Origin of the sequence: Perlabentimonas gracilis (assembly GCF_011174675.1) — a bacterium.
Lineage (GTDB): Bacteria > Bacteroidota > Bacteroidia > Bacteroidales > Tenuifilaceae > Perlabentimonas > Perlabentimonas gracilis.
This window is the reverse complement of record NZ_JAANIG010000035.1, coordinates 22,311-46,840: the sequence shown is the minus strand read 5'-3', so window position 1 is coordinate 46,840 and position 24,530 is coordinate 22,311. Positions and strand designations below refer to the sequence as shown.

At 43.3% G+C, this 24,530-nt stretch carries 20 protein-coding genes; 8 read left to right on the top strand and 12 right to left on the bottom strand.

The window, feature by feature from the left end; translation table 11 throughout:
* Positions 1-120 precede the first annotated feature (120 nt).
* Complete coding sequence (locus G8O23_RS13780; RefSeq protein WP_166365818.1) at positions 121-1,008, bottom strand: SPL family radical SAM protein; 888 nt, start codon at positions 1,006-1,008, stop codon at positions 121-123.
* A gap of 13 nt (positions 1,009-1,021) precedes the next feature.
* Positions 1,022-3,127: an ATP-dependent DNA helicase RecG gene (recG, locus tag G8O23_RS13775; protein ID WP_166365816.1), complete on the bottom strand. Its 2,106-nt coding sequence runs from the start codon at positions 3,125-3,127 to the stop codon at positions 1,022-1,024.
* Between the two features lie 145 nt (positions 3,128-3,272).
* On the opposite strand from recG, the gene G8O23_RS13770 reads away from it, so the two are divergent.
* The 4 genes from G8O23_RS13770 to G8O23_RS13755 all read left to right on the top strand — a co-directional run bounded on the left by G8O23_RS13770 (position 3,273) and on the right by G8O23_RS13755 (position 6,388).
* Positions 3,273-4,073 (top strand): O-methyltransferase, encoded by an 801-nt coding sequence (locus G8O23_RS13770; RefSeq protein ID WP_166365814.1) that lies wholly within the window; start codon positions 3,273-3,275, stop codon positions 4,071-4,073.
* A gap of 46 nt (positions 4,074-4,119) precedes the next feature.
* Complete coding sequence (locus tag G8O23_RS13765; protein ID WP_166365812.1) at positions 4,120-4,851, top strand: ABC transporter ATP-binding protein; 732 nt, start codon at positions 4,120-4,122, stop codon at positions 4,849-4,851.
* 688 nt (positions 4,852-5,539) lie between these two features.
* Positions 5,540-6,091 (top strand): cob(I)yrinic acid a,c-diamide adenosyltransferase, encoded by a 552-nt coding sequence (locus tag G8O23_RS13760; protein ID WP_166365811.1) that lies wholly within the window; start codon positions 5,540-5,542, stop codon positions 6,089-6,091.
* 75 nt (positions 6,092-6,166) lie between these two features.
* Positions 6,167-6,388 (top strand): DUF2795 domain-containing protein, encoded by a 222-nt coding sequence (locus G8O23_RS13755; RefSeq protein ID WP_166365809.1) that lies wholly within the window; start codon positions 6,167-6,169, stop codon positions 6,386-6,388.
* Here G8O23_RS13755 and G8O23_RS13750 read toward each other — a convergent pair.
* From G8O23_RS13750 to guaB, 5 genes are all read right to left on the bottom strand, one after another.
* A complete protein-coding gene (locus tag G8O23_RS13750; RefSeq protein ID WP_166365807.1) occupies positions 6,369-8,096 on the bottom strand; it encodes an OstA-like protein in 1,728 nt (575 codons plus the stop codon). The two genes, G8O23_RS13755 and G8O23_RS13750, sit on opposite strands and share 20 nt — an antisense overlap.
* A gap of 17 nt (positions 8,097-8,113) precedes the next feature.
* Positions 8,114-9,472, bottom strand: coding sequence for a peptidylprolyl isomerase (locus G8O23_RS13745; RefSeq protein ID WP_166365805.1), 1,359 nt, complete (start codon positions 9,470-9,472; stop codon positions 8,114-8,116).
* A 14-nt stretch (positions 9,473-9,486) separates the two neighbouring features.
* A complete protein-coding gene (locus G8O23_RS13740; protein ID WP_166365803.1) occupies positions 9,487-10,347 on the bottom strand; it encodes a hypothetical protein in 861 nt (286 codons plus the stop codon).
* A 75-nt stretch (positions 10,348-10,422) separates the two neighbouring features.
* Positions 10,423-12,387: a peptidylprolyl isomerase gene (locus tag G8O23_RS13735; protein WP_166365801.1), complete on the bottom strand. Its 1,965-nt coding sequence runs from the start codon at positions 12,385-12,387 to the stop codon at positions 10,423-10,425.
* Positions 12,388-12,425: 38 nt separating this feature from the next.
* A complete protein-coding gene (guaB, locus tag G8O23_RS13730) occupies positions 12,426-13,898 on the bottom strand; it encodes an IMP dehydrogenase (RefSeq protein WP_166365799.1) in 1,473 nt (490 codons plus the stop codon).
* Positions 13,899-14,032: 134 nt separating this feature from the next.
* Here guaB and G8O23_RS13725 point away from each other — a divergent pair, with 134 nt between their 5' ends.
* The 3 genes from G8O23_RS13725 to G8O23_RS13715 are packed head-to-tail and all read left to right on the top strand — an operon-like array spanning position 14,033 to position 18,108.
* Positions 14,033-15,943 (top strand): RecQ family ATP-dependent DNA helicase, encoded by a 1,911-nt coding sequence (locus G8O23_RS13725; RefSeq protein ID WP_166365797.1) that lies wholly within the window; start codon positions 14,033-14,035, stop codon positions 15,941-15,943.
* Between the two features lie 43 nt (positions 15,944-15,986).
* Positions 15,987-17,447: a 1-hydroxycarotenoid 3,4-desaturase CrtD gene (gene crtD / locus G8O23_RS13720; protein WP_166365795.1), complete on the top strand. Its 1,461-nt coding sequence runs from the start codon at positions 15,987-15,989 to the stop codon at positions 17,445-17,447.
* 1 nt (position 17,448) lies between these two features.
* Entirely contained in the window at positions 17,449-18,108 is a 660-nt protein-coding gene (locus G8O23_RS13715) for a carotenoid biosynthesis protein (protein WP_166365793.1), read from the top strand.
* A gap of 177 nt (positions 18,109-18,285) precedes the next feature.
* Here the strand turns inward: G8O23_RS13715 and G8O23_RS13710 are convergent, their stop codons facing one another.
* The 5 genes from G8O23_RS13710 to G8O23_RS13690 all read right to left on the bottom strand — a co-directional run bounded on the left by G8O23_RS13710 (position 18,286) and on the right by G8O23_RS13690 (position 22,913).
* Positions 18,286-18,624, bottom strand: a complete 339-nt coding sequence (locus tag G8O23_RS13710; RefSeq protein ID WP_166365791.1) for a HepT-like ribonuclease domain-containing protein — start codon at positions 18,622-18,624, stop codon at positions 18,286-18,288.
* Positions 18,614-18,940 (bottom strand): nucleotidyltransferase family protein, encoded by a 327-nt coding sequence (locus G8O23_RS13705; protein WP_235942291.1) that lies wholly within the window; start codon positions 18,938-18,940, stop codon positions 18,614-18,616. The genes G8O23_RS13710 and G8O23_RS13705 overlap by 11 nt, the downstream gene beginning before the upstream one ends.
* 55 nt (positions 18,941-18,995) lie before the next feature.
* Positions 18,996-20,153: a galactokinase gene (locus G8O23_RS13700; RefSeq protein WP_219932526.1), complete on the bottom strand. Its 1,158-nt coding sequence runs from the start codon at positions 20,151-20,153 to the stop codon at positions 18,996-18,998.
* 61 nt (positions 20,154-20,214) lie between these two features.
* A complete protein-coding gene (locus tag G8O23_RS13695) occupies positions 20,215-21,852 on the bottom strand; it encodes a sodium/sugar symporter (protein WP_166365789.1) in 1,638 nt (545 codons plus the stop codon).
* Positions 21,853-21,908: 56 nt separating this feature from the next.
* Positions 21,909-22,913 (bottom strand): GntR family transcriptional regulator, encoded by a 1,005-nt coding sequence (locus tag G8O23_RS13690; protein WP_166365787.1) that lies wholly within the window; start codon positions 22,911-22,913, stop codon positions 21,909-21,911.
* A gap of 311 nt (positions 22,914-23,224) precedes the next feature.
* Between G8O23_RS13690 and omp85 the strand changes: the two genes are divergently transcribed.
* Entirely contained in the window at positions 23,225-24,526 is a 1,302-nt protein-coding gene (gene omp85 / locus G8O23_RS13685) for an Omp85 family outer membrane protein (RefSeq protein ID WP_166365785.1), read from the top strand.
* The last annotated feature ends 4 nt before the right edge of the window (positions 24,527-24,530 follow it).

The following is a 24,530-nucleotide window of genomic DNA, read 5'->3' as shown; positions in this document are numbered from 1 at the left end:
GCGCGAGGCCATCATCGAGGAGAAGCGAATAAAACGCCTCAACGATAAGTCCATCCACAAGCTCATCAACTCGCCCAATAACATCGCCCCGCCGCTGGGCTAGCAATTTGCGCAATAATCTTAAAACAGATCGAGCTGCTTTGGCTCGTGCGATTGAAAAAACTCCATCCTACTTGGCATTCCCAATCTACTGCACTCCTCGTGGAATACTTTCGATAATCTTTTGTATTGTGGAGACCAACATTCGTAGCTTAATCCAAAAGCCTTAACATATTTAGTTTTTTGAAGAGGTAGATTAGCATCAAGTGCATTGTAAAAATACTCGCGAGAACCAGCTCTAAGAGTTAAACCAAACATGGGGATTATATACTTTGCCCCAGCATCGCTGGCCGATTTGATGATGTGCTGAATATTTTCAGTACTATCGTTTATAAAGGGAAGCAGGGGCATCATAGTAACACCAGCATAAATACCATTCTTAGCCAGCTGCTCTATAGCATTATAACGCTTGGATGTTGCTGGAGCAAAGGGTTCCACCTTGCGCCCCAACTCATCGTTGTGGGTGGTAATGGTGAAACTAACGGCAGCGTATACCTTAGCAATTTCTTGTATCACATCAATATCGCGGGTTACCAAATCACCTTTTGTAATAATATGTGCCGGAAAACGATTTTTAGCAATTACCTCAAGCGCCTTTCGGGTTAAACCAACGTTTTTCTCAATGGGCATATAGGGGTCGTTCATTGAGCCAGTGCCAATGGTTGCTCGCCTCCGTCTTTTGGCTGCCAATTCAATATTTAGCAACTCGATAGCATTCTGCTTTACCCTTATTTGTGAGATATCGCCAACTCCGTAGCAATCGCTGCGGGTGTCGCAGTATATGCATCCATGCTGGCATCCTCGGTACAAATTCATGTTGTAGGTAATGCCAAAGTAGGAGTCGGTACCCTTTACCTTGGAAAGAATGGATTTGGCCTGAATATATTGAATTGTGCTGTTGCTGGTCATACCTATAATGCCTCTAGCTAATCTGCCCAAAACTTATCCTTTCCTGCGTCATCTGCTCAATTTGCCTGAAAAGGATTTGGTTTTTAGGATTTGTAAGGGCTTTATCCTCATCAATAATATCGCTAGCAACTTGCCGGGCAAACTGAAGTATTTGACCATCCTTACTCAGCGATGCAATTTTAAAATCGAAAGGTAACCCACTCTGCTGTGTTCCTTCGATATCGCCAGGGCCACGAATCTGCATATCCACCTCGGCAATCTCGAAACCATCGTTGGTAGCTACCATTGTTTGCATACGCTTGCGCGACTCGTTGGTAAGTTTAACCCCTGACATAAGCACGCAGTAGCTCTCGTCGGCTCCACGCCCTACCCTTCCCCGAAGCTGGTGCAGCTGCGAAAGGCCAAATCGTTCGGCACTCTCTATTACCATAACCGTAGCGTTGGGAACGTTCACGCCTACCTCAATAACCGTGGTGGCAACCATTATGTGGGCTTTACCACTGGCAAATAGCTGCATAGATTCATCCTTCTCCTGGGGTTTCATCTTGCCATGAACAACAACCGTAACGTACTGAGGAGGAGGAAATGCCCTAGCAATGCTTTCGTAACCATCCATTAAATCTTTATAATCCATCTTCTCCGATTCATTGATCAGTGGGTACACCACGTACACCTGTCTTCCTTGCTTAATTTGTTCGCGCATTAGCCCAAACACAAGGTTACGCTTGGCATCGGTATAATGAATGGTTTTAATGGGTTTTCGACCAGGAGGCATTTGATCGATTACACTTACCTCCAAATCACCATAAATGGTCATGGCTAGGGTACGTGGAATTGGGGTAGCAGTCATCACCAATACGTGGGGTGGCTTGTCGTTCTTTTGCCAAAGCTTGGCCCGTTGGGCTACACCAAAGCGCTGCTGTTCATCGATAACTACTAACCCAAGGTTGTGGAACTGTACCACATCCTCTATCAGGGCATGTGTGCCTATGAGCAAATGCATGGAGCCACCCTCGAGCTGCGCATGGAGCGGCGCTCGCTCGCTGCGCTTGGTGCTTCCTGTAAGCAAACCTACATTAATACCTAACCCGTGGAGCATTCCTGAGATGGTCTCGTAGTGCTGAGTTGCCAAGATTTCGGTGGGAGCCATAATGCAGGCTTGGTAGCCATTGTCGACCGCAATAAGCATTGACATAAGTGCCACCAATGTTTTGCCGCTGCCCACATCGCCTTGCAAAAGCCTGTTCATCTGCTTTCCCGAGCCCATATCGCGCCTGATTTCCTTTATTACCCTTTTCTGCGCATCGGTTAGCGCAAAGGGTAACTTTTCTGCATAGAATCGGTTAAATGCTTCACCAACCTGACTAAAAACGTTACCCTGAACCTTAAGGTATCGAGTGTTTTTTTGGTAAAGCAAATTTAGCTGCACGTAGAATAGTTCCTCAAACTTAAGCCTCGCTTCGGCTTTTTTAAGTAGCGATACCGACGACGGAAAGTGAATGTTGCAGAGCGCTTCCCTAAGAGTCATTAGCTTTACCCTCTCTATAAGATATGGAGGAAGGGTTTCCTGCACAATATCGCTTATAGCACCATTTAATACCTGCTGAAGTTTAAGAATGGTTTTAGAGGTAACAAAGCTGCTTTTAAGCTTCTCTGTGGTATTGTAAACCGGCTGCAAGGCCGATCCTAAATTCTCTTGATCCGACTTATAATCCTCAACCTCGGGGTGGGCAATATTAAACTTTCCACCAAAAAGATTTGGCTTCCCAAAAACTACGTAAGTAACGTTGGGCTTAATCGATTTGACGACCCATTTTAAACCTTTGAACCAAACCAACTCAAGCGTTCCGGTTCCATCGGTAAAAATTGCTGTAAGCCTTTTCTTTCGTCCAACACCCACTTCCTGAAACCGGACTATTTTACCAACAACCTGTATATATGGCAAATCCTCAGAAATTTCTGAAATCTTGTAGAATCTCGATCTATCCACGTACCTAAAGGGAAAGTAGTAGAGCAAATCGCCAAAGGTGTGAATACTTAGTTCTGCCTTAAGCAGCTCTGCTCGCTTGGGGCCAACTCCAGCCAAATACATTATATCCGTGGAAAGACTTATCGCCATAATGCAAAAATATAAAATGCAGCATAAAATCTATTGTTTTATGAAAAATTGCCCCTGCAAAAGTTTTTCAAAAAAATAGAAGGTAAACACAATAAAGCCATCTTTTAATCGCTAAATTAGTATTGGCTGACAAAAACGAATTACAGTGACAGACATTGCTCATTTACTAAACATTACCAAGGATTACATCCTTTTTAAATGTACGGCCAAACCGCGGTCGGGACACGGAGTTCACTCTCCTATGGTGTACGAGTTCTCAAGAGCAGTGCTTTGCAATAAGAACAACTACGAACAGCCCAATGAGGTAGAATGGCTCAGAAATTGGCAAATCGATTCGTCGATTAGCCTTGCCCCAAGTGATTATGGTGCAGGAAGCAGGATGATGAAACGATCGGAGACATTAGGAGCCGTTATCAGAAAATCGTCAGTATCTCCAAAAAATGGGGCCTTTTTATACCGGTTGGCTAAGTGGAATAATTCGAAAAGCATTTTGGAGCTAGGCACCTCGGTTGGCATAAGCGCTATGTACCTTGCCAGCTCTAATCCCGACGCAATGGTACTAACCATTGAAGGCGACTGGCAACGTGCAGAATTGGCTAAAAACTCTTTCGATTTGTTTAACTTTAAAAACATTGAACTTATTGAGGGCGATTTTGAACAAGGTTTAAACAAAGCCCTAAACCAGCTGCCTGTCCTTGACCTTGTATTTTTTGATGGAAACCATAAGGCAGAACCCACCCTGCGCTACTTTAAACAGTGCCTAAAAAAAGTAAACGAGAACTCAATTTTTGTGTTTGATGATATTCGTTGGAGCAGAGAAATGTTTAAGGCGTGGAACGTAATTGCAAAGCATTCGAGCGTAAGCATTAGCATTGATCTATTTCATTTGGGAGTAGTTTTTTTTAGAAAAGGGATATTTAAACAGCATTTTAAGATAAACTTTTAGTAGGTTTGCTTAGTCAAACCAACATAATTTTTTTAATCGGACATCAATGGATAAAAAGATTCTAATTGACATAGAGAATATCAAAAAGTACTACAAAGTAGGAACTGTTGTTGTTAAAGCTCTTGAAGGTGTTTCATTACAAATTTATGAAAACGAATATGTTGCCATTATGGGGCCTTCGGGATCTGGCAAGTCTACTCTAATGAATATTCTTGGATGCCTTGACACCCCCACCTCAGGAAAATACGTACTTAACGGTACTGATGTTAGCAAGCTGGAGGACGATAGGTTAGCCGAGATTAGGAACAAAGAGATTGGGTTTGTTTTCCAAACATTCAACCTCCTCCCCCGCTATTCCGCTCTTGAAAATGTTATGCTTCCCTTGATTTATGCAGGAATTGGCAAACCCGAAAGGCTTAAAATGGCCGAAGGGGCACTAGGTAAAGTTAGCCTCACCGACAGGATGGAACACAAGCCCAACGAGCTATCGGGCGGACAACGCCAAAGGGTTGCCGTGGCAAGGGCGTTGGTAAACGACCCCTCAATAATTCTGGCCGACGAGCCTACGGGAAACCTCGATTCGAAAACCTCAATTGACATTATGAACCTGTTTGAGGATATTTACAACCAAGGAAACACCATTATTGTTGTTACCCATGAGGAGGACATTGCGCTTCATGCACGCCGAATAATTAGGCTTAGGGATGGTATAATTGAGTCGGACGAAGTTAACTCAAACCCCACCATGAAGCAAGAGGTGGTACTTAGAGAAGAGTAGTAGCGCGATGGGGCGATTTGTATTTGCAACTTGCCATATAACCTCTTTGGATTTGGCGTAAGCGTCCTGGGTTATCCACAGTATATAAACGATCTCAACGAGTTCCATTGGGATAACGATGCTGATCTTATTACCGATTTGAACTCGAACTACAGGCAGGCAAAGTTTTACAATGCGGGGGGTTGCACTGGGTTCCAAATTTGCCTATAGCAACAGCTGGTTGGCAGTGAACCAAAGGGCTCACGTTGGTGTTGGCTAGACGGAAAAATTTAACACCAGCATAGTGCAAAAGAGATTAACGGGAATTACAAACGGCTATACGAATACACGGTTACCCGAAACCCAAGCTTTACACAATCCCATAGTTTGAACTCAGACACAAGCTAATAACCCTTGCCAAATCAACAATAGGGTTAAAGTTTAGAGCTACTGCAGTAGTTTCGAACCGAACCCTAAATTACACACGAACAACCTACGAGTGGATCTACGATATTGGAGATAGCGAAAGCGTTGCTTTCGATTCTGAAGAATACGCTACCTTTGAAGCCGATTTGGATTTATACATAACATGGTAGTTGTGCTGTATAGTAAATAGAGATAATTTCACTTAAAATCAACAAAACATAAGTAACCATTGAACAATTTTGGTCGTACAGCATTACTACCAACAAACGTTTAGCAAGTAGCTATGAAAATATATACAAAAACAGGCGACAAAGGAGCCACCTCGCTAATTGGCGGCAAAAGAGTGCCAAAGAATCATCCACGAATAGATGCCTACGGCACGGTAGACGAGCTTATGGCTTTTGTTGCCCTGCTTCGCGACCAGGAGGCCGTTGATGGATATTGGAGGGTAGTACTAGCCGAAGTGCTCGACAGGTTGATGAGCTGTGCCTCTGTTCTGGCAGCGGATTGTTCCGACTGCAAGGTGAAGTTACCAGCTATTTCCGATGCGGACATAGAATTCCTAGAGCAGCAAATAGACGAAATGGACTCGCAGCTTGAGCCGCTAATCTCATTTGTACTTCCGGGTGGTCATCAGGCCGTTTCACTTTGCCATGTGGCTCGCACAATATGTCGTAGAGCCGAACGTTTAGCCATAAGTGTTGCTGAAAGCTCGCCTTTGCCCGAGAATGTTGTAAAGTACATCAACAGGTTAAGCGATTTTTTCTTCACATTATCACGATTGTTAGCTAAAAACCTTAAAATTGAGCAAATTCCTTGGGAACCTAGAGTATGATTTAGTTTTTTTTATATATTTGCATTAATAGGCTAACGCTTAAATATTTGTATATCAATTAATTAGATTATCTATATGTATTGGACACTAGAATTAGCATCAAAACTTGAAGATGCCCCTTGGCCCGCAACTAAGGATGAGCTTATCGATTTTGCTATCCGATCAGGTGCTCCGCTTGAGGTTATAGAAAACCTACAGGAGCTGGAGGATGAGGGTGACATCTATGAGAGCATTGAGGATATTTGGCCCGATTATCCAACCAAGGAAGACTTTTTCTTTAATGAGGATGAATACTAACCCGTTTTAAATCGTTAGAAAGATTAGGTTTCTTTAGTTCAAGCCCTTTATCCAAAGTAATCTCTTCAATTTTTTCCCCTGCTAAATCGTCAAGCGATTCGGCAGGGTTTCTTTTTTGGGCTCTATACCTGTCTGCCTTGCTCAGGATGGGTAGATAAAAGTTTACATCAAGGCCTGTTGGTATTATATCGTCTGGCGACTGGGGGCGTTTATCGGTATGCCAAGCAAATCCCTTAATCATTACATCCTGCAGCTCTACCTTATCGATAGGGAACAGTGTGGCAACTGGGCTTTCGCGAAACATTATGCTTACAACCTTATTATCTTTAATCCCAATGGATAGCCTACTGCTCTCGGCTTTATTTACTCCCACAAGTTCACCCTTATCACGACCGTAGTAAACTGTCTCCCCATTACCATTCACATCAAGACGAGTCAACTTGCCATTGGTGAAGAAACCAACCATATCACGCCCCTTTATCTGATTAAATCGAATTGAATCCTCTTGCGAAGTCACAAAAGATGATCCTGTGAATTTCATTCTGTGGATCGTTTCGTTCCTAAACTCGATGCTTACGTTATCAGCGGTCAGCTGATTTTCGGAATTCCACAAAATTGGGTCTTTGTGCATATAAAGTATCGAGTCGACACTATGGTAAAGCATTGAATCACAAACACCTTGAATATCATGTCGGAAAAATCGAACATCTCCCACCCCAACAAGCTGATTATACAACGTGGAATCGGTATAAACTGTATCCTTTACAGATATACCCAAAAGCCTATCGGCACGAAGATAAAGCGTGTCCGATTGTTCAGACACAAGCATTGCCAAAGGTTCATGCTTAACCTCAGCAAATTCCGTTTTCTGATTATAGGTTAAATGCTGACCGTATATATTTATACGCTGGGTGGTATCAATAACTAGTCCATTTCCCTCAATTATTGATACACCTGTGTTCCTATCGTAAAAAATGCTGTTGCCATATAGCTTCTGGTCTCCATTATCGATAAAAGCATTGATATGAAATTCAGACTCCTGAGTATCCCTATTATGTTGTCCTCTTTCGCTGTACAGGTAGTTCTCCTCATTGTAAATACGGGTTGAGCCATAAAACTTTATCAACTCAACCTCGGTATAGTACTCAAGCGAATCGGTATTTAAAAGGATATCTGGATCGATATATGCCACGTTACCCGCAGCAACAAAGCGCTTCTGGTTAGAGTAGTACTTGCCCCTGTCGCTTGAAAATCGGGAATCGGTGGTATTAATTACTGCGCCCCCGTAGTAGTTAACCGTTTTGTTGACGGTTTCAAAATCGAGAAAACGCGTAACCATGGTTGTTTCCTCATCTACCATTCTAACCACCTTGCCACGTACCTTACCCCTCTTGGTTACACCATTAAAGTTGAGGGTGTCGCCATAGAGCGTGGTGGTTTCCTGAAACACTTTCACATTGCTATACGCATCGAATTTATTCAGGCCTACATAATCGTATAGGCTGTCGCATGTGATGGTTGTTTCCTCGTGCCGAATGGAGACATTCCCAAGCAATCGACGGATATCCTTACCATCGACCTTTAGGTTGCGCATGCTGTCAGCATGGTTAATGAAGACCTCCCTTTTTTGTTGAGCAAAAAGAGTTTTACCACTACCCTGTAACAGGGTAATGGTAAGCACAGCAAGAGCCATTTTCAGTACTCGCATACCCGTTGGATTGGCAACTATCGCAACCATCCATCCATTTCGAAGCTACAGTTTCTGTAGGAAGGATCGATGCGAACATAGGTGGTTTTCACCTTTGATTTAACCCAGTCCATAAATACCTCATGCTGCTTTCCCATCTTCGTCATTTGCTGAATGATGGCGTAATCATCGTCAAGGTTAGCCCTGTGCTGGGGAATTATTTTACTAATCATCACCAGCTTATACACAACATTGGCGTGCTCATCGCGCGATTCAAATGGCTGGCTAATCTCGCCTGGTTTAAGGTTTCGAATAACGTAAAAGTCGGCTGGCAAGAAATGCTCGCGCTCAAAAAGTGATGTATTTGATTGAGGATTAATCATAAGCCCTCCGCTTAGCCGTGTATTCTCATCCTCAGAGAACATTTGGGCAGCCCGCCGAAAAGTTAACGTATCGGTTTTGATTAGATTGGAAATACTATCGAGCTTGGTTTGTGCTTTAAGTAGCTGGTCGGGTGAATAGGAAGGTCTCATAAGAATATGCCTAACGTTTACCTGATCGTTACGGCGCTCAATCATCTGGATAATATGAAATCCATACTCCGATTCAACAATCTGGCTAACCTGCCCCTCTCGAAGGTTAAAAGCAACATCGGCAAAGGATTTAACCAGCTGCTCACGCGACATAAACCCAAGTTCGCCCCCACGGGTTGCGGTAGCTCTGTCTTCGGAATAGGCCACGGCGAGAGTAGAGAATCGCTCGCCTTTAAGCACTCGCTCCCTAATGTCGAGTAGCTGCTCGCGTACAGCAAACTTAGCATCCTCACCTGCTGGTGGGTACATAACGATTTGGCGAACCTGATACTGATCGGGGATAATGGGTAGGCTATCCTGTGGAATATCACGATAAAATCGCCTTACTTCCGATGGGGTAACGGTTACATTCTCAACAATTTTACCTTGTACCTGCTGAGCCAATAAACCTTCTCTGATGGAAATTCTGAGGTCGGCCCTGATTTGGAACATCGTTTTGTTGAAATATTTCTCGAGAGCATCTTCTGAGCCAATCTGATTAATAAAGTAGCGTAACCTTCGCTCCATCTCTCCCTCAACCATTGATGGGGTTACCTCAATACTATCAATTGCAGCCTGATGAAGCAACAATTTATGGATCATCTGTTCCTCAAATATGCTGCATTTCATGTCGCCTTCAGCTGTTACGCCCTGCATCTGCATACGTAGGAGTTCCTGCTCAACGTCGGAAAGCAAAATCTTCTCACTTCCCACCACGCCAATCACTTGATCGACTACAAACTGAGCGTTAAGACTTTGTGCTGATAAAAGAAAAATAAATGCTGGAACTGCAAGTAGGGATCTGAATATTGCTCTAATTTTCATTGTAATACGTTATGTTAATCTATATAAATTTCAAAATTTTTATGGTTTCGAGCATCGTTGTAGATATTAGTCTCAAGGTCTAGTATCAACCGTTGCTTGCGCTTGTTTAGAATTATATTACGAATACTATTTGCCTCGAAATCAATGGGTGCTTGTTCGCCCTTTGCCAGCACATCCCTCAGGTTCACTAGGTATGCGTGTTTATCATCCGTCATCTCAATGCTACGATTGCGAAGCAGAAAATGATCGGGATTGTTAATGGGCTCTGGCAGCTCCCTGATAATCCGGGAGAATGGAATCCACCGATCGTTAAAATAATCGTACTTAATGGCCACCTGATAGGCCATATTGTCGAGGTTCTGAATATCCTCCTCCTTATTAGACTTGTACAGAGCCTTTATCCTATCGTAGTATGGGTCGTCGAGTCGAATTTTTATGAACAAAGCCTTAACTATGCCCTCGTTTAGGCTGAAGTTAGAGGAATTTTCGTTGTAAAACTCTTCTATCTCGTCAAAGGGGATTACGGTATCTAACTTTTGGCGGATAAACTCTTGCTCGTATTTAAAGATAAGTAGTGAAGAGCGGTAATCATCGAGCTGCTTGGATACATTCTTCTGGTTTTCGCTTAGGTTCTTCTCGGCACGATTGAGGAGCAGCTGCTTACGAACCCAGCGGTCAACATATCCCATAATTATCTGAAGGCTATCCTCTTTGGAAATATTATCGGGAAACATATCCTCAACCTCAGAGAAGTATAAGTTCTTACCATACACGGTTGCCAAAACCTTGCTATTATTGGTGTCGGTTTTCAAGCAACTCGGTAGCAGCAAACCTGCGGCAAGTAAGGTGAATAATGATATGGATAGGATTCGCATTTCTGTTCTGTTAGGAAACTATTCTATTACTAAATGGAAAACACAAAGGTTTATAAAATTATTCAGTGAATAAAGCTAATTAAGGTTAGAAATAACTTTTTGATAAACCTTCTTATTCACCTCCACAGGATACTTTTGCCTTAGCGACTCTACCCACTGTTGCTCAAGGTATTCCTGGTAATCTGCAATAACTTGTCCTCTAATTTCGCTCAAGGGGATAGGGTCATTTTGAACCGTTTTGGTATAGCGAATGAAATAGTATTCGCCATTATTCTCCTTGGTTTCAGAGAGCTGATCCTCCCAGCTAGCATAACCTTTTATAAGATCATCGTTGGGCATAACAGCATTGTTATCGATGGCCAGCAGGGTATCGCCTCGGCTAATGTAACGGTTCACAATGGCTTGGTCGGAGGCTCCTTGCCCACGCCTAGAGGTAATGTACCTTTTTGCTCTTTTTATGGTTCTTCTGTGGGTTGATGAAAACTTTTGAACATACACCCTTTCATCCCATGAATAGCTTAAAATATTCTTCTGATAAAACTCCTCGAGCCCCTTTTCGTCGCTGGAAGAGCGAGCCCATACGTTCTGATTCATTATCTCGAAAAGCAGTATGCCGTCGTAGTACTCCATGAGGAGATACTTAATCTCACGATTCTCTTTTATTAGCTTTTGCTCTTCGTAGGAAAGAATAGTTTCGGTAACCAGCTCGTTATAGCATCTATCTACTACTACGGCAAAAGGTACATCAATATTTCTATTTCTATCTTTCAGAATTTTATGAGCAAGTTCCGACATGGTGTGCGATTTTCCTGCAAAACCAAAGATGAACCGATTGCTATACATGCTGGGGAGGCTCCAGCTTCCATCATAATACGATGAATCGAGCAGTAACACCATTGTTTGAAGCGCATTGGTATCTAGCTCAAAATTGTACTTTTGCTTTAGCTGTTCAATAAAAACCTGTTGGCTAACCCGGCCTCTCTCATCTCGTGCCAGTCGTGCCTTAAGCTCAGGAGCAACCTCATCAAACGACCCAACGCCTCGTTTATCCAATAGCTTAATGATATGCCACCCAAATTGAGTTTGCACGGGTGGGGTAACTTCGCCTGGATTTTGAAGCGAGAATGCTGCTTTCTCAAACTGGGGTGGCATTTGTCGCATCCCAAACCACGGTAATTCACCACCATTCTGTGCACTCCCAGGGTCCTGGCTAAACTGCTGCGCTAACCTCTCAAAATTCTCGTTGGTTAACACTAAGGCGTATACAGAATCGGCCAAATGCTTTGCGCTTGCACTTTGCTCTGAAGTTGCGTTTTGAGGTGAGGCAATCATTATATGCGAAACCTTAACCTGACCAGGCGATGGCCGGGTGCTGTTCACCTTTACTATATGATAGCCAAAGCGAGAGCGTATGGGCATTGATATTTGTCCCACTGGCGTATTGTAAGCAGCGTTCTCAAATGGATACACCATTTGAAAAGCGGAAAAATATCCTAAATTACCACCATTCATCTTTACCGATGGATCATCACTTGTGGCGCGAGCCACCGACTCGAACGCTTCGCCCGATAATATTCTATTTCGAATATTTATGGTTTTATTATAGATAGCGGTTGTATCTTCAGGTGTAGCATTCTCGGGTATGGCAATGAGTATATGGCTAGCATTAACCTCCTTCTTCAATCTACCATACGCTTCCTTTAGCAACCTTTCCTGCTCCTGCTTGTCAATTAGGTGTGGTTGAACCAGCTGCTTTCGATAGCTTGCCAACTCTTCTTCAAAATCGGTGGTTTTGTTTAGCCCTTGTGCTTTAGCATCGGCAACCTTTAGCTTGTAAACAATAAATAGATCCAGATACTCATCGAGGCTTTTCTTATCGGTATCGGCCATCATCTGGCTATTCTTAAGGTAAATTTGCTCGAACACGTAACGGCTAACCGACTCTCCAGCCACAGTGAGCAGAATCTCGTCCTTGGTTTGCGCTATGGAAGACAAGCTACCTAGAACGCAAGCGACAATGATAAAAAAAGTACGGTTCATAACGTTGGTTTATTAGAATTAATGGTTTTTGGGCACTACTAGGATCGGCTATAGTTTGGTGCCTCGCGAGTAATGGCCACATCATGCGGATGGCTTTCGGCAATTCCTGCATTGGTTATTCGCACAAATTGGGCATCCTTCAGCTTTTCGATACTAGGTGCACCACAGTACCCCATACCGGCGCGTAAACCACCAATCATCTGATATAAGACTTCTTTTAGGGTGCCTTTGTATGGCACACGAGCCACTATGCCCTCGGGCACTAGCTTCTGGATATCGTCCTCTACATCCTGGAAATACCTATCCTTTGACCCCTGCTGCATTGCCTCAAGTGAACCCATACCACGGTACGACTTAAACTTACGCCCGTTGTAAATTATGGTTTCTCCGGGCGACTCATCAACACCAGCAAACATTGAGCCAGCCATAATTGAGTCAGCTCCAGCAGCCAATGCCTTAACAATATCACCAGAGTAACGAATTCCGCCATCGGCAATAACAGGCACACCAGTACCCTTCAGGGCTTTGGCCACATCGTAAATGGCATTAAGCTGAGGTACACCTACACCTGCAATAACACGAGTAGTACAGATAGAGCCAGGACCTATTCCCACCTTAACAGAGTCGGCACCTGCCTTAACCAGTTCGAGAGCAGCCTCAGCTGTGGCAATATTCCCCACAACCACCTCGAGTTCGGGAAATTCTGACTTTACCTTAGTTAACATCTCAAGTACACCTCGAGAGTGGCCGTGCGCTGTATCAATAACTATGGCATCGACCTTGGCTTGTACCAAAGCCCGAATGCGCTCGAGTGTGTCGTGAGTAACCCCCACACCTGCGGCTACACGCAACCTCCCTTTGGAATCTTTACAAGCATGGGGATTATCCTTAGCTTTGGTGATGTCTTTGTATGTGAGCAATCCGGCTAAACGAAAATTCTCATCAACAACGGGCAATTTTTCTATTTTATGCTCTTGTAGTATGGCTTCAGCCTCTTCGAGAGTAATGGTTTTGGTTGTAGTAATTAAACCTTCCGAGGTCATTACATTTTTAATAGGTGCCTCTAGTTTACGTTGGAACCGCAGGTCGCGATTGGTAACAATACCAATTAGAACTTTACCCTCATTCACCACAGGAATTCCACCGATTTTATAGTCCTTCATCAGCTTAAGCGCATCACCAATTGTTGCATCGGGGCTAATGGTAACTGGGTCGTAAATCATACCGCTCTCGGCACGTTTCACGATTCGCACCTGGCTAGCCTGTGCTTCAATGGACATGTTCTTATGTATAACGCCAATTCCTCCCTCGCGGGCAATTGCTATGGCAACACCCGCTTCGGTAACGGTATCCATGGCAGCCGAGACAATGGGTGAATTTATCTTAATATTCCTCGAGAAATTTGTGGAGATGTCAACATCTCGTGGAAGAACCTGAGAATATGCAGGAACCAAAAGCACGTCGTCGAACGTAAGGCCCTCAGCAACAACTTTTTCGTTTGCAAATGACATGGTGGTAGGTTTTTATTTTTTCGCCCGCCAAGTTACAAAAAAACTCATTAACAAGGGGCTTCTTTTCAGATATTACGCTTGTACTAATAACATTTCGGGTTACTTTTGTATGAAACCATAATTTGACTTGCAGGTTGAATCAATTCGAAAAAATACTATATCAATACTGGGGCTTTACTTCATTCCGAGCAGTTCAACAGGAGATAATTGAATCGGTGTATAGCGGGAAGGATACTCTTGCCTTGATGCCAACGGGCGGAGGCAAATCAATAACCTTTCAGGTTCCGGCCATGGCAAAGGAGGGGTTATGCCTAGTGGTAACACCGCTAATTGCCCTTATGAAGGATCAGGTTGAAAACCTGAAAAAAAGAGGGATTAAAGCTGCAGCACTGCACTCGGGGATGAAACGACACGAGTTGGAGGTAACGCTCGATAACTGTGCTTATGGCGATTATAAATTCCTTTACCTATCGCCCGAACGTCTTGGAACCGACCTGTTTAGAATGAGGTTGCGCAAAATGAATGTGAACCTTGTTGCAATAGACGAATCGCACTGTATATCGCAGTGGGGTTACGATTTCAGACCATCATACCTTAAGATTGTTGAACTCCGAGAGCTACTACCCGATGTACCATTCCTAGCGGTTACTGCCACGGCAACACCTGAGGTGGTTGAAGATATCCAGGAACGATTGGGTTTTACGCAAAAGCACGTTGTAAAAATGAGCTTTGAACGTAAGAACCTGGTTTACCTTGTTCGGAATGTTGAGGACAAGAATAAGCATCTGCTAAAAATTGTAAACGGGCTTCCAGGTACTGGAGTTGTATACGTTAGGAACAGGCTTAAAACCAAGGAAATTGCTCTGATGCTCCAAAACGAAGGAATTACTGCCGATTACTACCACGCAGGGCTTAGCTCCGAGGAGCGAAACGCAAAGCAAGACGATTGGCAGCACGACAGAACCCGCATAATTGTATCGACCAATGCTTTTGGAATGGGAATTGACAAACCCGATGTGCGCTTTGTGGTGCATATGGATCTGCCCGACTCACCAGAAGCCTACTTTCAGGAGGCTGGTCGAGGTGGCCGCGACGGGAAGCTAGCCTATGCCATCCTTCTGTACAACGAATCGGACAAAGCTAAGGTAGAACAACGAACACAAACCTCGTTCCCCGAACCAGAGGAAATTAAAAGAAGTTACCAAGCCCTATGCTCATTCCTGGGTGTTGCCATAGGTGCTGGTAAGGGCGAGGTTTACGATTTTAATCTTATTGAATTTGCAACAGCCTACAAGTTTAACTTTGCCCACGCTTTTAGTAGCCTAAAGTTTTTGGAACTTGAGGGCTACATCGAACTTACCGATGAGCTTGATAACCCAAGCCGTATAATGGTTACCGCAACTAAGAATGAACTCTACAAATACCAGGTAGCCCATGCCGAAATGGATCATTTTATTAAGGTGCTGCTTAGGAACTACGCCGGTCTGTTCAACGATTATGTGAAGATTGACGAAAAGCATTTAGCCCGAATCTCCGGCAAACAGCTACCCGAGGTTACAGAAAGCCTGATTAAGCTCAGCAGAGCGAAGATAATAAACTATATCCCCCGAAAAAAGACACCGCTCATAATCTTCACTGAAGAACGATTGGATGACAAAAACCTACGAATTAGCCCCGAAAACTATAACCTTAGAAAAGAAAGGTACACCAAGCGAATTGAAGCCATGGTGAACTATGCCTCGGGAACAGCCAAATGCCGCAGCATGGCCTTGCTTGAGTACTTTGGTGAGAAGAATGCCACCCGATGTGGGAAGTGCGATGTGTGCACCTCGCGAAATGAGCTGGATATGAGCAAGTATCAATTCGATCAAATACTTGAGCAAATAAAAACAAACATACTAACCGAAGGAAAATCGCTTGAGGCTCTGGTTGATTCTATAAAGTCTCCACCAGATAAAACAACCAGGGTAATTCGTTGGCTATTAGACAACAAAAAAATAGTAAAGGATAGCAGTGAACTTTTATTTTGGAACAAAACCGTGTAACTCGTTGTTTTTAATTAGTTTTATTATTTAAAATCAAACAGATTTGAAAGCAGCAATTATTGGTTCTGGTGTAGGTGGATTGGCAACAGCCATACGCCTGTCTGTAAAAGGATACAAAGTCACTGTTTTTGAGCAATCGCAAAATATTGGGGGCAAACTAAACCAGCTGCGAATGGGCGAATTCCGCTTCGATACAGGCCCTTCGCTTTTCACATTGCCTAACCTAGTTGATGAACTATTCGATATTGCTGGTGAGGGATATTCAAACACATTTGAATACAAGCAGCTAGAGAATGTTACCCGATATTTTTACCCCAACGGAAAGGTTCTGAATTCATGGGCCGATCCCAAACGGTTTGCCCACGAAGCTGAAACCGGTCTTAGTGAACCCGCCATAAATATTGAAAACTACCTAACCGAATGCGAGGAACTATATAACCTTACGGCAAACCTATTCATGTTTAGCCCCTTCCCCACTTGGGCAGGATTTAAATCGGAAGAGGCAAAGAGGATTGGCATGAACCTAAAAAAGCTGAAAGCTTTTGAGACTATGCACAAGGTTAACAAAAGGAGTTTCAAGCAGAAGGAAACCATTCAGCTTTTTAATCGCTTTGCCACTTACAATGGTTCCAACCCCTATAAAGCACCGGGTACGCTAACCATTATTCCTCATCTTGAACATAATATTGGCGCCTATTTCCCCAAAAAGGGAATGTACTCCATTGCCCAATCGATGTATGAACTGGCACAGAAGCTTGGGGTAACCTTTGAAATGAGCTGTCCGGTTCAAAGGATAGAATACAACAAAGGTAAAGTAACTGGCATTAAGGCAAATGGACTAGCCAACGCCTACGATCTGGTGATAAACAATACCGATATCTTTACCTCCTACCCAAAACATATGCCCCAAAACAAGCTTAGCTGGTTTTACAAACGCCATGAGCCCTCATCGTCGGCGCTAATCTTCTACTGGGGTGTAAAAGGAACGCACTCTCAGTTGGACGTACATAACATCCTATTTAGCAGCAACTATGCTAAGGAATTTGAAATGCTTGGGCAGAAAAGCATAACTAACGATCCAACGGTTTACATCTTTATCAGCAGTAAGGCCGTGCCTAGCGATGCCCCAGAAGGGCATGAGAACTGGTTTGTGATGGTGAATGTACCCCCCGATTACGGACAGGACTGGAAGGAGCTAACAGCCCGAACCAAAAACAATATCATTGCCAAAATAAAAAGGGAACTTAATATTGATATTGAACCAAAAATTTTGTGCGAGGAGATATTAAATCCTCCAATGATAGAGCAAAAAACGGGATCGTATCGCGGTGCTCTGTACGGCATAAGTTCAAACAATCGATTTGCTGCCTTTAGCAGACATCCAAACCGCTCAAAGAGCATTAAGGGGCTATACTTTGTTGGCGGAAGCGTTCACCCTGGGGGCGGCATACCGCTATGCCTTGCCTCGGCAAAAATTGTTGATAATATGATAAAACCCATATAGCATGAAATCGTTCCTTGATAAATACAAGCAACATCTGGCCCTAACACTAATTATTGGTGGGTACGGCATTTCTATTCCTGGGCTGTGGATTATGCGCGATAACCCTCAAGTATTTCAGCTGAGCTGGGTATTCACTACCCTTACGCTTGCAATTTTATTGATATTTCATCGACCCTACAGCTGGAAATTCTGGCTTGCCATTCTTGCTGTGGGAGTTGCCGGCTGGACGGTTGAAGCCATTGGTACGAATACGGGAGTAATTTTTGGTGGCTATGCCTATGGACCATCGCTGGGGCCAAAAGTTTGGGCAACTCCCATAGCCATGGTGGTTAACTGGATGATTTCGGTTTACCTAATTACCATGGTGTTACGATCGAAAATTATCAACATTTGGCGATTGGGTTTTGCAGGAGCTCTGCTCATGGTTATTTACGATATATTGCTAGAACCCGTTGCCATAAGGCTTGATATGTGGAGCTGGAAAACCGTTACACCTCCTCTACAAAACTACATCGCATGGTTTATCATCTCATTCCCCCTTGTAATGCTTTTGGGGAAATACGTTAAGAATAGTAATAACCCACTAAGCACCATTGTGCTGGTTTGCCAGCTGTTATTTTTTGCCTTGCTAAACCTTATGATTGCGTTTGGTAATTTGTGATGATTTAGGCAAATACAACGGTTGGGGATTTTGAGCAGTGGGGGATGGCGTGGCACAGCGTCGTCATCGGCCGTTAGGGTCGCCCTGTGGGGGCTCTGCTTACCCGAAGTCATCACATCCCCCACACCTGCCAGCCGGCAGGCTGGTTGGGTACACCCCTTGTTACAGGCTGGCTTTTTATTCTTTTGTCAATAGATCTTCTACCTCTTTCCTGAGCTTCGGCAGGTGATTGGAAATGATTCCCCAGATAACCACATCGTCCACTTTGTCGTACCCGCGTATAACCCAGTTCCTGGTGTCCACAATTTGCCTAGCATTCTCTATTTGGATATCCGGGGCGATTTTCATAATACGGTTCATCGCTTCTCCAATTATTTCAATTTCTCGCTCAATTCCTCGTCTTAGCAGCTTGTTATTCTGGTATTCGAAAAAGTTTCTCTTTTCCCCGAGGAAGTCAAAAATTGATTCAACGGACGTTTTAATGTCGAAGAGATATTTTTTGGCTTCACGCTTCATAAATCAGTTGCTTCGATTCGTTGATGCTTTCAATAAAGTAGGGATTAGAGAGCGTTCTTTCGGTCACAATGTCGATTTCCCTGTCAAAAAGTTCTCTAAGCTTGTAGTGAAGGGTGAAGTAGTTTTGCGTGTATTCTTCAACGGACAAGTTTTCAGCAAATGAAATTAAAAAGTCGATGTCGCTATCATCTCTAAACTTGTCTGACACGACTGATCCAAAGGCGTAAAGCCTTTTGATGTTAAGTGCCTTACATAATGCAATCAAGTCCTTCTTCCGTTTCTCTATAAGCTGCTGCATCCTATTCTTTTTTTTCAAAGATACAAATTTTTGAGAACGGCTCCGATTTTTCCGTCAGAGTTTGCCTGTAACTTTAGGATAATACTACTTCCCTAGCCCCACCGCCAATATTGACCTCAATAAAATCGGGGGCATACCCAAACTTATTGGTAAAATACGTTGAGACTAGTTCCTTGAAGGTAGATACCTCATCCTTTCTTACTAGGTTAATGGTGCAACCACCAAACCCACCGCCCATCATCCTTGATCCCAACACGCCCTCGATGTTTTTTGTGGCCTCTACCAGTGCATCTAGTTCATCGCAACTCACGTGGTATTTTGCTCGTAAGCCCTCATGCGACTGGTACATCAACTCACCCAGCAGCTGCAAGTTACCATTGTCAATGGCATCAGCAGCCTGCACAACACGCTCAATCTCCTCTGTTACATACTCACACCTCAAAAAAACTTCCTCTCCCAAAATGCCTTTGTAGGGATAAACATCCTTTGAGCGCACGTCGCGTAAACTCCTAACCTGGGGCATTTGTGAGCTTAGCATCATAACCCCCTCCTCGCAATTCCATTTACGCCGGTTATACTCCGATGAGGCAAGGCTGTGCTTCACCTTGGTATCGGCCAGCACAAATTCATAATCGTCAATTTTAATGGGTAAGTACTTGTACTCTAACGAACGACAATCGAGAAGAATGGCGTGCCCCTGTTTCCCAAAAATGGATGCGAACTGATCCATGATACCGCACATTACACCCACGTAATTGTGTTCAGCCTTCTGCCCTATTTTAGCCAGAGTTAGGTTATCAATATCAAAATTAAAAATGTTTCTGATTGCGTATGCAAAAGCACTCTCGAGAGCAGCCGAGGACGATAAGCCAGCACCCGAGGGAATATCGCCACCGAATACCGCGTTAAAACCACCCATATAGTGGCCAAGATTTTTGAGTTCTTGTATAACGCCAAATGGAAACTTAGCCCAATGAGGTAAATCTTCAGCTGTATCGGCCACAGAAAAAGTTGTGGCTTGCTGAAAATCAACCGAAAAAATATTATAAGCCTCGCTCCCATTAGGCTGTATAGCTAGGTATATACACTTATCGATAGCTGCCGGAAGCACAAAACCGTTGTTATAATCGGTATGCTCGCCAATTATATTAATTCTGCCGGGTGCTGAAAATAGCCTAAAATCCTTACCAAATCTTTCGACAAACGATTCCCTTACTTTATCTAATATCATTCACTTTAAAACTTTGATTATGGACACGTTTTACTAGCATTTATCTAATATGAATTTGCCACTACCAAAACACGGTGTATAGTACAACCAGAATTAGTAGTATTGCATAGGCTGCAATATTAAAGTTCTTCCCCGTTTTAAAGGTTTCCTTTGGCAACGGAATTGACTTTGGATCCTCATCGGTTTTGGCCGTTAGCAAGCTTACCATAATTATAACCACCATAGTGATTAGGCAGGTATACATCATTTGATCGAGGAAAGGCATTTCGATGGGTAAAAACTTGAGCAGCAATGCCACAGGGATAGATGATATAACTCCAATGATAGCTCCCTTGCTGTTGGATTTCTTCCAGAACAATCCCATGAGGAATACGGCGAGGATACCTGGACTAACCACTCCTGTGTACTCCTGAATGTACTGAAACATCTGGGGCATTGTATCCAAAGCTGGTGCTACCAGCACCGCAATGGCCAACGAAACAATAACGGCAATACGTCCAACGGGAACCAAATCGGAGCCATCTGTTTTTTTTGAGATGTATGGCTTATAAATATCCATAGTAAAAATGGTTGCTGTAGAGTTTAGCATTGATGCCAAGGAAGAAACTATGGCGGCAGACAAAGCTGCCACAACCAAGCCTTTTATCCCAACTGGGATAAACGATTTGATTAGCCATGGATAAGAAATATCGAAGTTAACCGATCCATCGGGGCGAAGAAAATCGGCTTTTACGCCATCGATTATGGCTGTTCCCTCGGGTTGGGTAAACATTACAAAGGCAATAATTCCGGGAATTACCACAAATAATGGTAGCAATAACTTTAGGAAAGCAGCAAATGCCAAGCCCTTCTGCGCCTCGCGAAGCGATTTGGCCGCCAAGGCTCGCTGAATAATGTACTGATTAAACCCCCAGTAGTATATATTGGCTACCCACATACCGCCGATGAGAACACCAATACCAGGCAGGTTCATAAACTCCGGGTTATCGCGCTTAAGAATCATATGAAACTTATCACCTGCCGTAGTGTAGATATGATCTAAACCCGCAAAAATACCCCCATCGGGGGTTACATGGTTCAGCGCAATGAGCGTTGTAATAAAGCCTCCCGCCACCAACAGCACCACCTGAATTACATCGGTCCACGCAACGGCCGAAAGCCCTCCCCAAATGGAGTATGCCGCAGCAAAACAGGCTAGCCCAATTATAAAGTACATTATCATCGATCCATCGCCTGTACCCAATATGGTGTCGAGCGCTTTGGCACCCAAAAACAGCACCGATGTTAGATTCACAAATATGAATAGCGATACCCAGAATATGGCCAGAATAGTTTTTAGATTGGTGTTGAAACGCTTCTCGATAAACTGGGGAATGGTAAATAACCCTTGCTTAATAAAAATGGGTAGGAAAAACTTAGCTACCACTATAAGCGTAAGAGCTGCCATCCACTCGTACGAGGCAATGGCCAGCCCAATGGCAAAACCAGAACCCGACATACCGATAAACTGCTCTGCTGATATATTGGCAGCAATTAGCGATGCACCAATGGCCCAAAAGGGCAAACTTTTGCTGGCGAGGAAGTAATCCTCGGCGCTTTTCTTTTCGCCATTCTTACTGCGCGACACCCAAAGGCCTACCGATAGAATTAACAGCGCGTAAGCTGCAAAGATGATGTAATCGAGAGTTGAGAAACCCATAGTATTGTCTGTTAGTTAAAATATGATGCTTATAAAGCTACAAAATATGATTTACACTACAACGACCCTCTCACAATTAGCGATGAGGGATTCTGAACCTGATTTCGTTTTTTAGACATTACCAGCTGAGCTAGCGTTTTGCCCATGGCAACAAAATCGGTTGATATGGTTGTAACCCCATTGGCCACAACCTGTTTTAGCGGAGTATCGTTATACGATATAATCCCCACATCGCGACCAATCTCTATATTTGCCTCTTGCGATGCCTTAACAACCTTTACCAAATCCCTATCCCAAATCACAATGTAACACTCTCCCCTGGTCACCTGCCTATTGTTTAAATCGCTAATTAGCTCAAACGGAACTCCCTCCTCCTGAGAAAACCTCATAAAGCCCTTAAATTGCCCCTCGGGCTCCTTACCACCTGGGTAAACCATTATCAATTTGTTGTATTTTGATATTAATTCCCTCCCCGATAGCAGCGACTGGTAAGTATCATTCTCAAAATTTTGATAAACCGCAGGGAACAATCCCGCTAAATCATTGGGCAACTGGTCCAGTACAATAACCCTGCCCTTTAAACTTTGAAGTAGTGCCGCTGTTCCAGTAAACTTAGCAGGCATAACCACATAAGTGGTGTAGAGTCCATTATTCTCGCTTAGCAGGCTATCGAAAACCTTACGATTGAAGTGATGAAAATAAATATCTACAAAAGTATCGTTGCCTAGTGCTGTAAGGAAGGAATTGTAAAGTTCCTCCTTAAACGGATTTAACTCATCGAAAAGCAGTAAAACCTTGTGAGTAATGTTGGCTTGCGTTGATTCAATATAGTAACCCTTGCCCGGAATGGCCTTTAGTACTCCAATGGATTTTAGCTCGGCGTAGGCATTAAGAACCGTATCGCGCGAATAGCCCCAAGCCTTGCAAAGGTCATTCACGCTTGGTAGCTGATCACCAACGCTTAGATCTCCACTTGCTACTGAATCTAGAACAGAGTTTACAATCTGCCTATATTTCGATTCTGGCGAATCCCTATCAATATTTAAAATCTTTTGCGACATGCTTAAACTAGTATGTACCGGTTGGCAATATTACATTTTTTTAATGAAAGATGAAATATGAAGCCAAAAATTTATCTTTTCCCTTTAACAGAATCAAAAGTAGAACATAATAAACTACTATACATATAGATAAAATCTATTTTTTGAATACATTTTTTGTCAATAAAATCCGTAATAATAACAAATGGCGCATATAAGTAATACATAAAATATTTATTTTTTACCTACCAGTTCATACCTGTTATAAAAAAATTACATACTTTAGCTTCAAAGTATTTTGTAAAAATTAGCAAAACCTAAACTATAACCCAATGAAAAAGCAAGGCTTACTAATTATTTTAGCATTTACCATAGGTTTAACCGCGTTCTCCCAAGAGAATGAGCCAAAAATGGGATGGAACTTTGGAGTACTACCTGCCCTGGGATTCGACTCGAACCTTGGGCTAATGTATGGCGGAATTGTAAACCTTTTCGACTACGGCGATGGTTCGCGTTTCCCCGATTACGACCATAGCCTTTACCTGCAACTCTCGGCCTACACACGTGGGAGCATGGATGCCATTGCGTTTTTCGATTCGTACTCGCTTATTCCTGAAAAGCATTTTATTGGTCGGTTTAGCTACAACCGCAACAGAACCTACCCTTTTTACGGATTTAATGGAGCACAAACTATTTACAACTCCAATTTTGAAACTAATGGAGCCGACGATTTTATTTCGCAGGTATTTTACAGGCTCGACCGCGGGCAAACCAAGGTTGATGTGCTTGTGGAGGATAAGATTGCCGACTCGAAATTTAACTGGATAGCTGGTTTAGATTTGGGCTGGTACCAAATATCAACAGTAGATATTGATCACCTTAAAAGGAAGAAGGAGGGTGATGATATTTTACCCGACGCCAATTTGCTGTACGACCATTTTGTGGAATGGGGTCTGATTGACCAAAACGTTAAAGATGGAGGTTTCGATAACAGCATTAAAGTTGGAGTTGCATACGACTCGCGCGATAGGCTAACCAACCCCATGCGCGGAATGTGGACTGAAATACTATTCCGTGGTGCGCCCAAGTTTTTTGGCAATCCTACCAACTTTGCTCGAATTGCATTTACTCATCGCCAATATTTCACACTAGTGGAGGAGAAACTCTCGTTTGCATATCGCCTTTGGTACGAGGGAAATTTTGGAGATGTACCATTCTATAGTCGCCAACACCTAACCACAAGGGATTGTATTGAGGGCTTTGGTGGTGTGAAAACCGTTCGGGGCGTGTTAATGAACCGAGTAGTTGGAAGGCATACTGCAATAGGTAACTTTGAATTACGATGGAAAGCATTTAGATTTAATGCCATTGGACAAAACTTTTACGTTGGCTTAAACGCCTTTGCCGATGCGGGTAGCGTTTTACAGGGCTATAATCTTGACCTATCGAGCGTACCACAGGCCATCCAAGATCGTTTTTTTGCAGACGAAAGCAATGAGCTATTCTACACCATTGGCGGTGGGTTAAAGCTGGTTATGAACGAGAACTTTGTTGTTTCAGCCGATTACGGCCTGGCAATGGACAAAAACTACGGCACATCGGGTATGTACATAGCTATTGGGTATTTATTCTAAAATA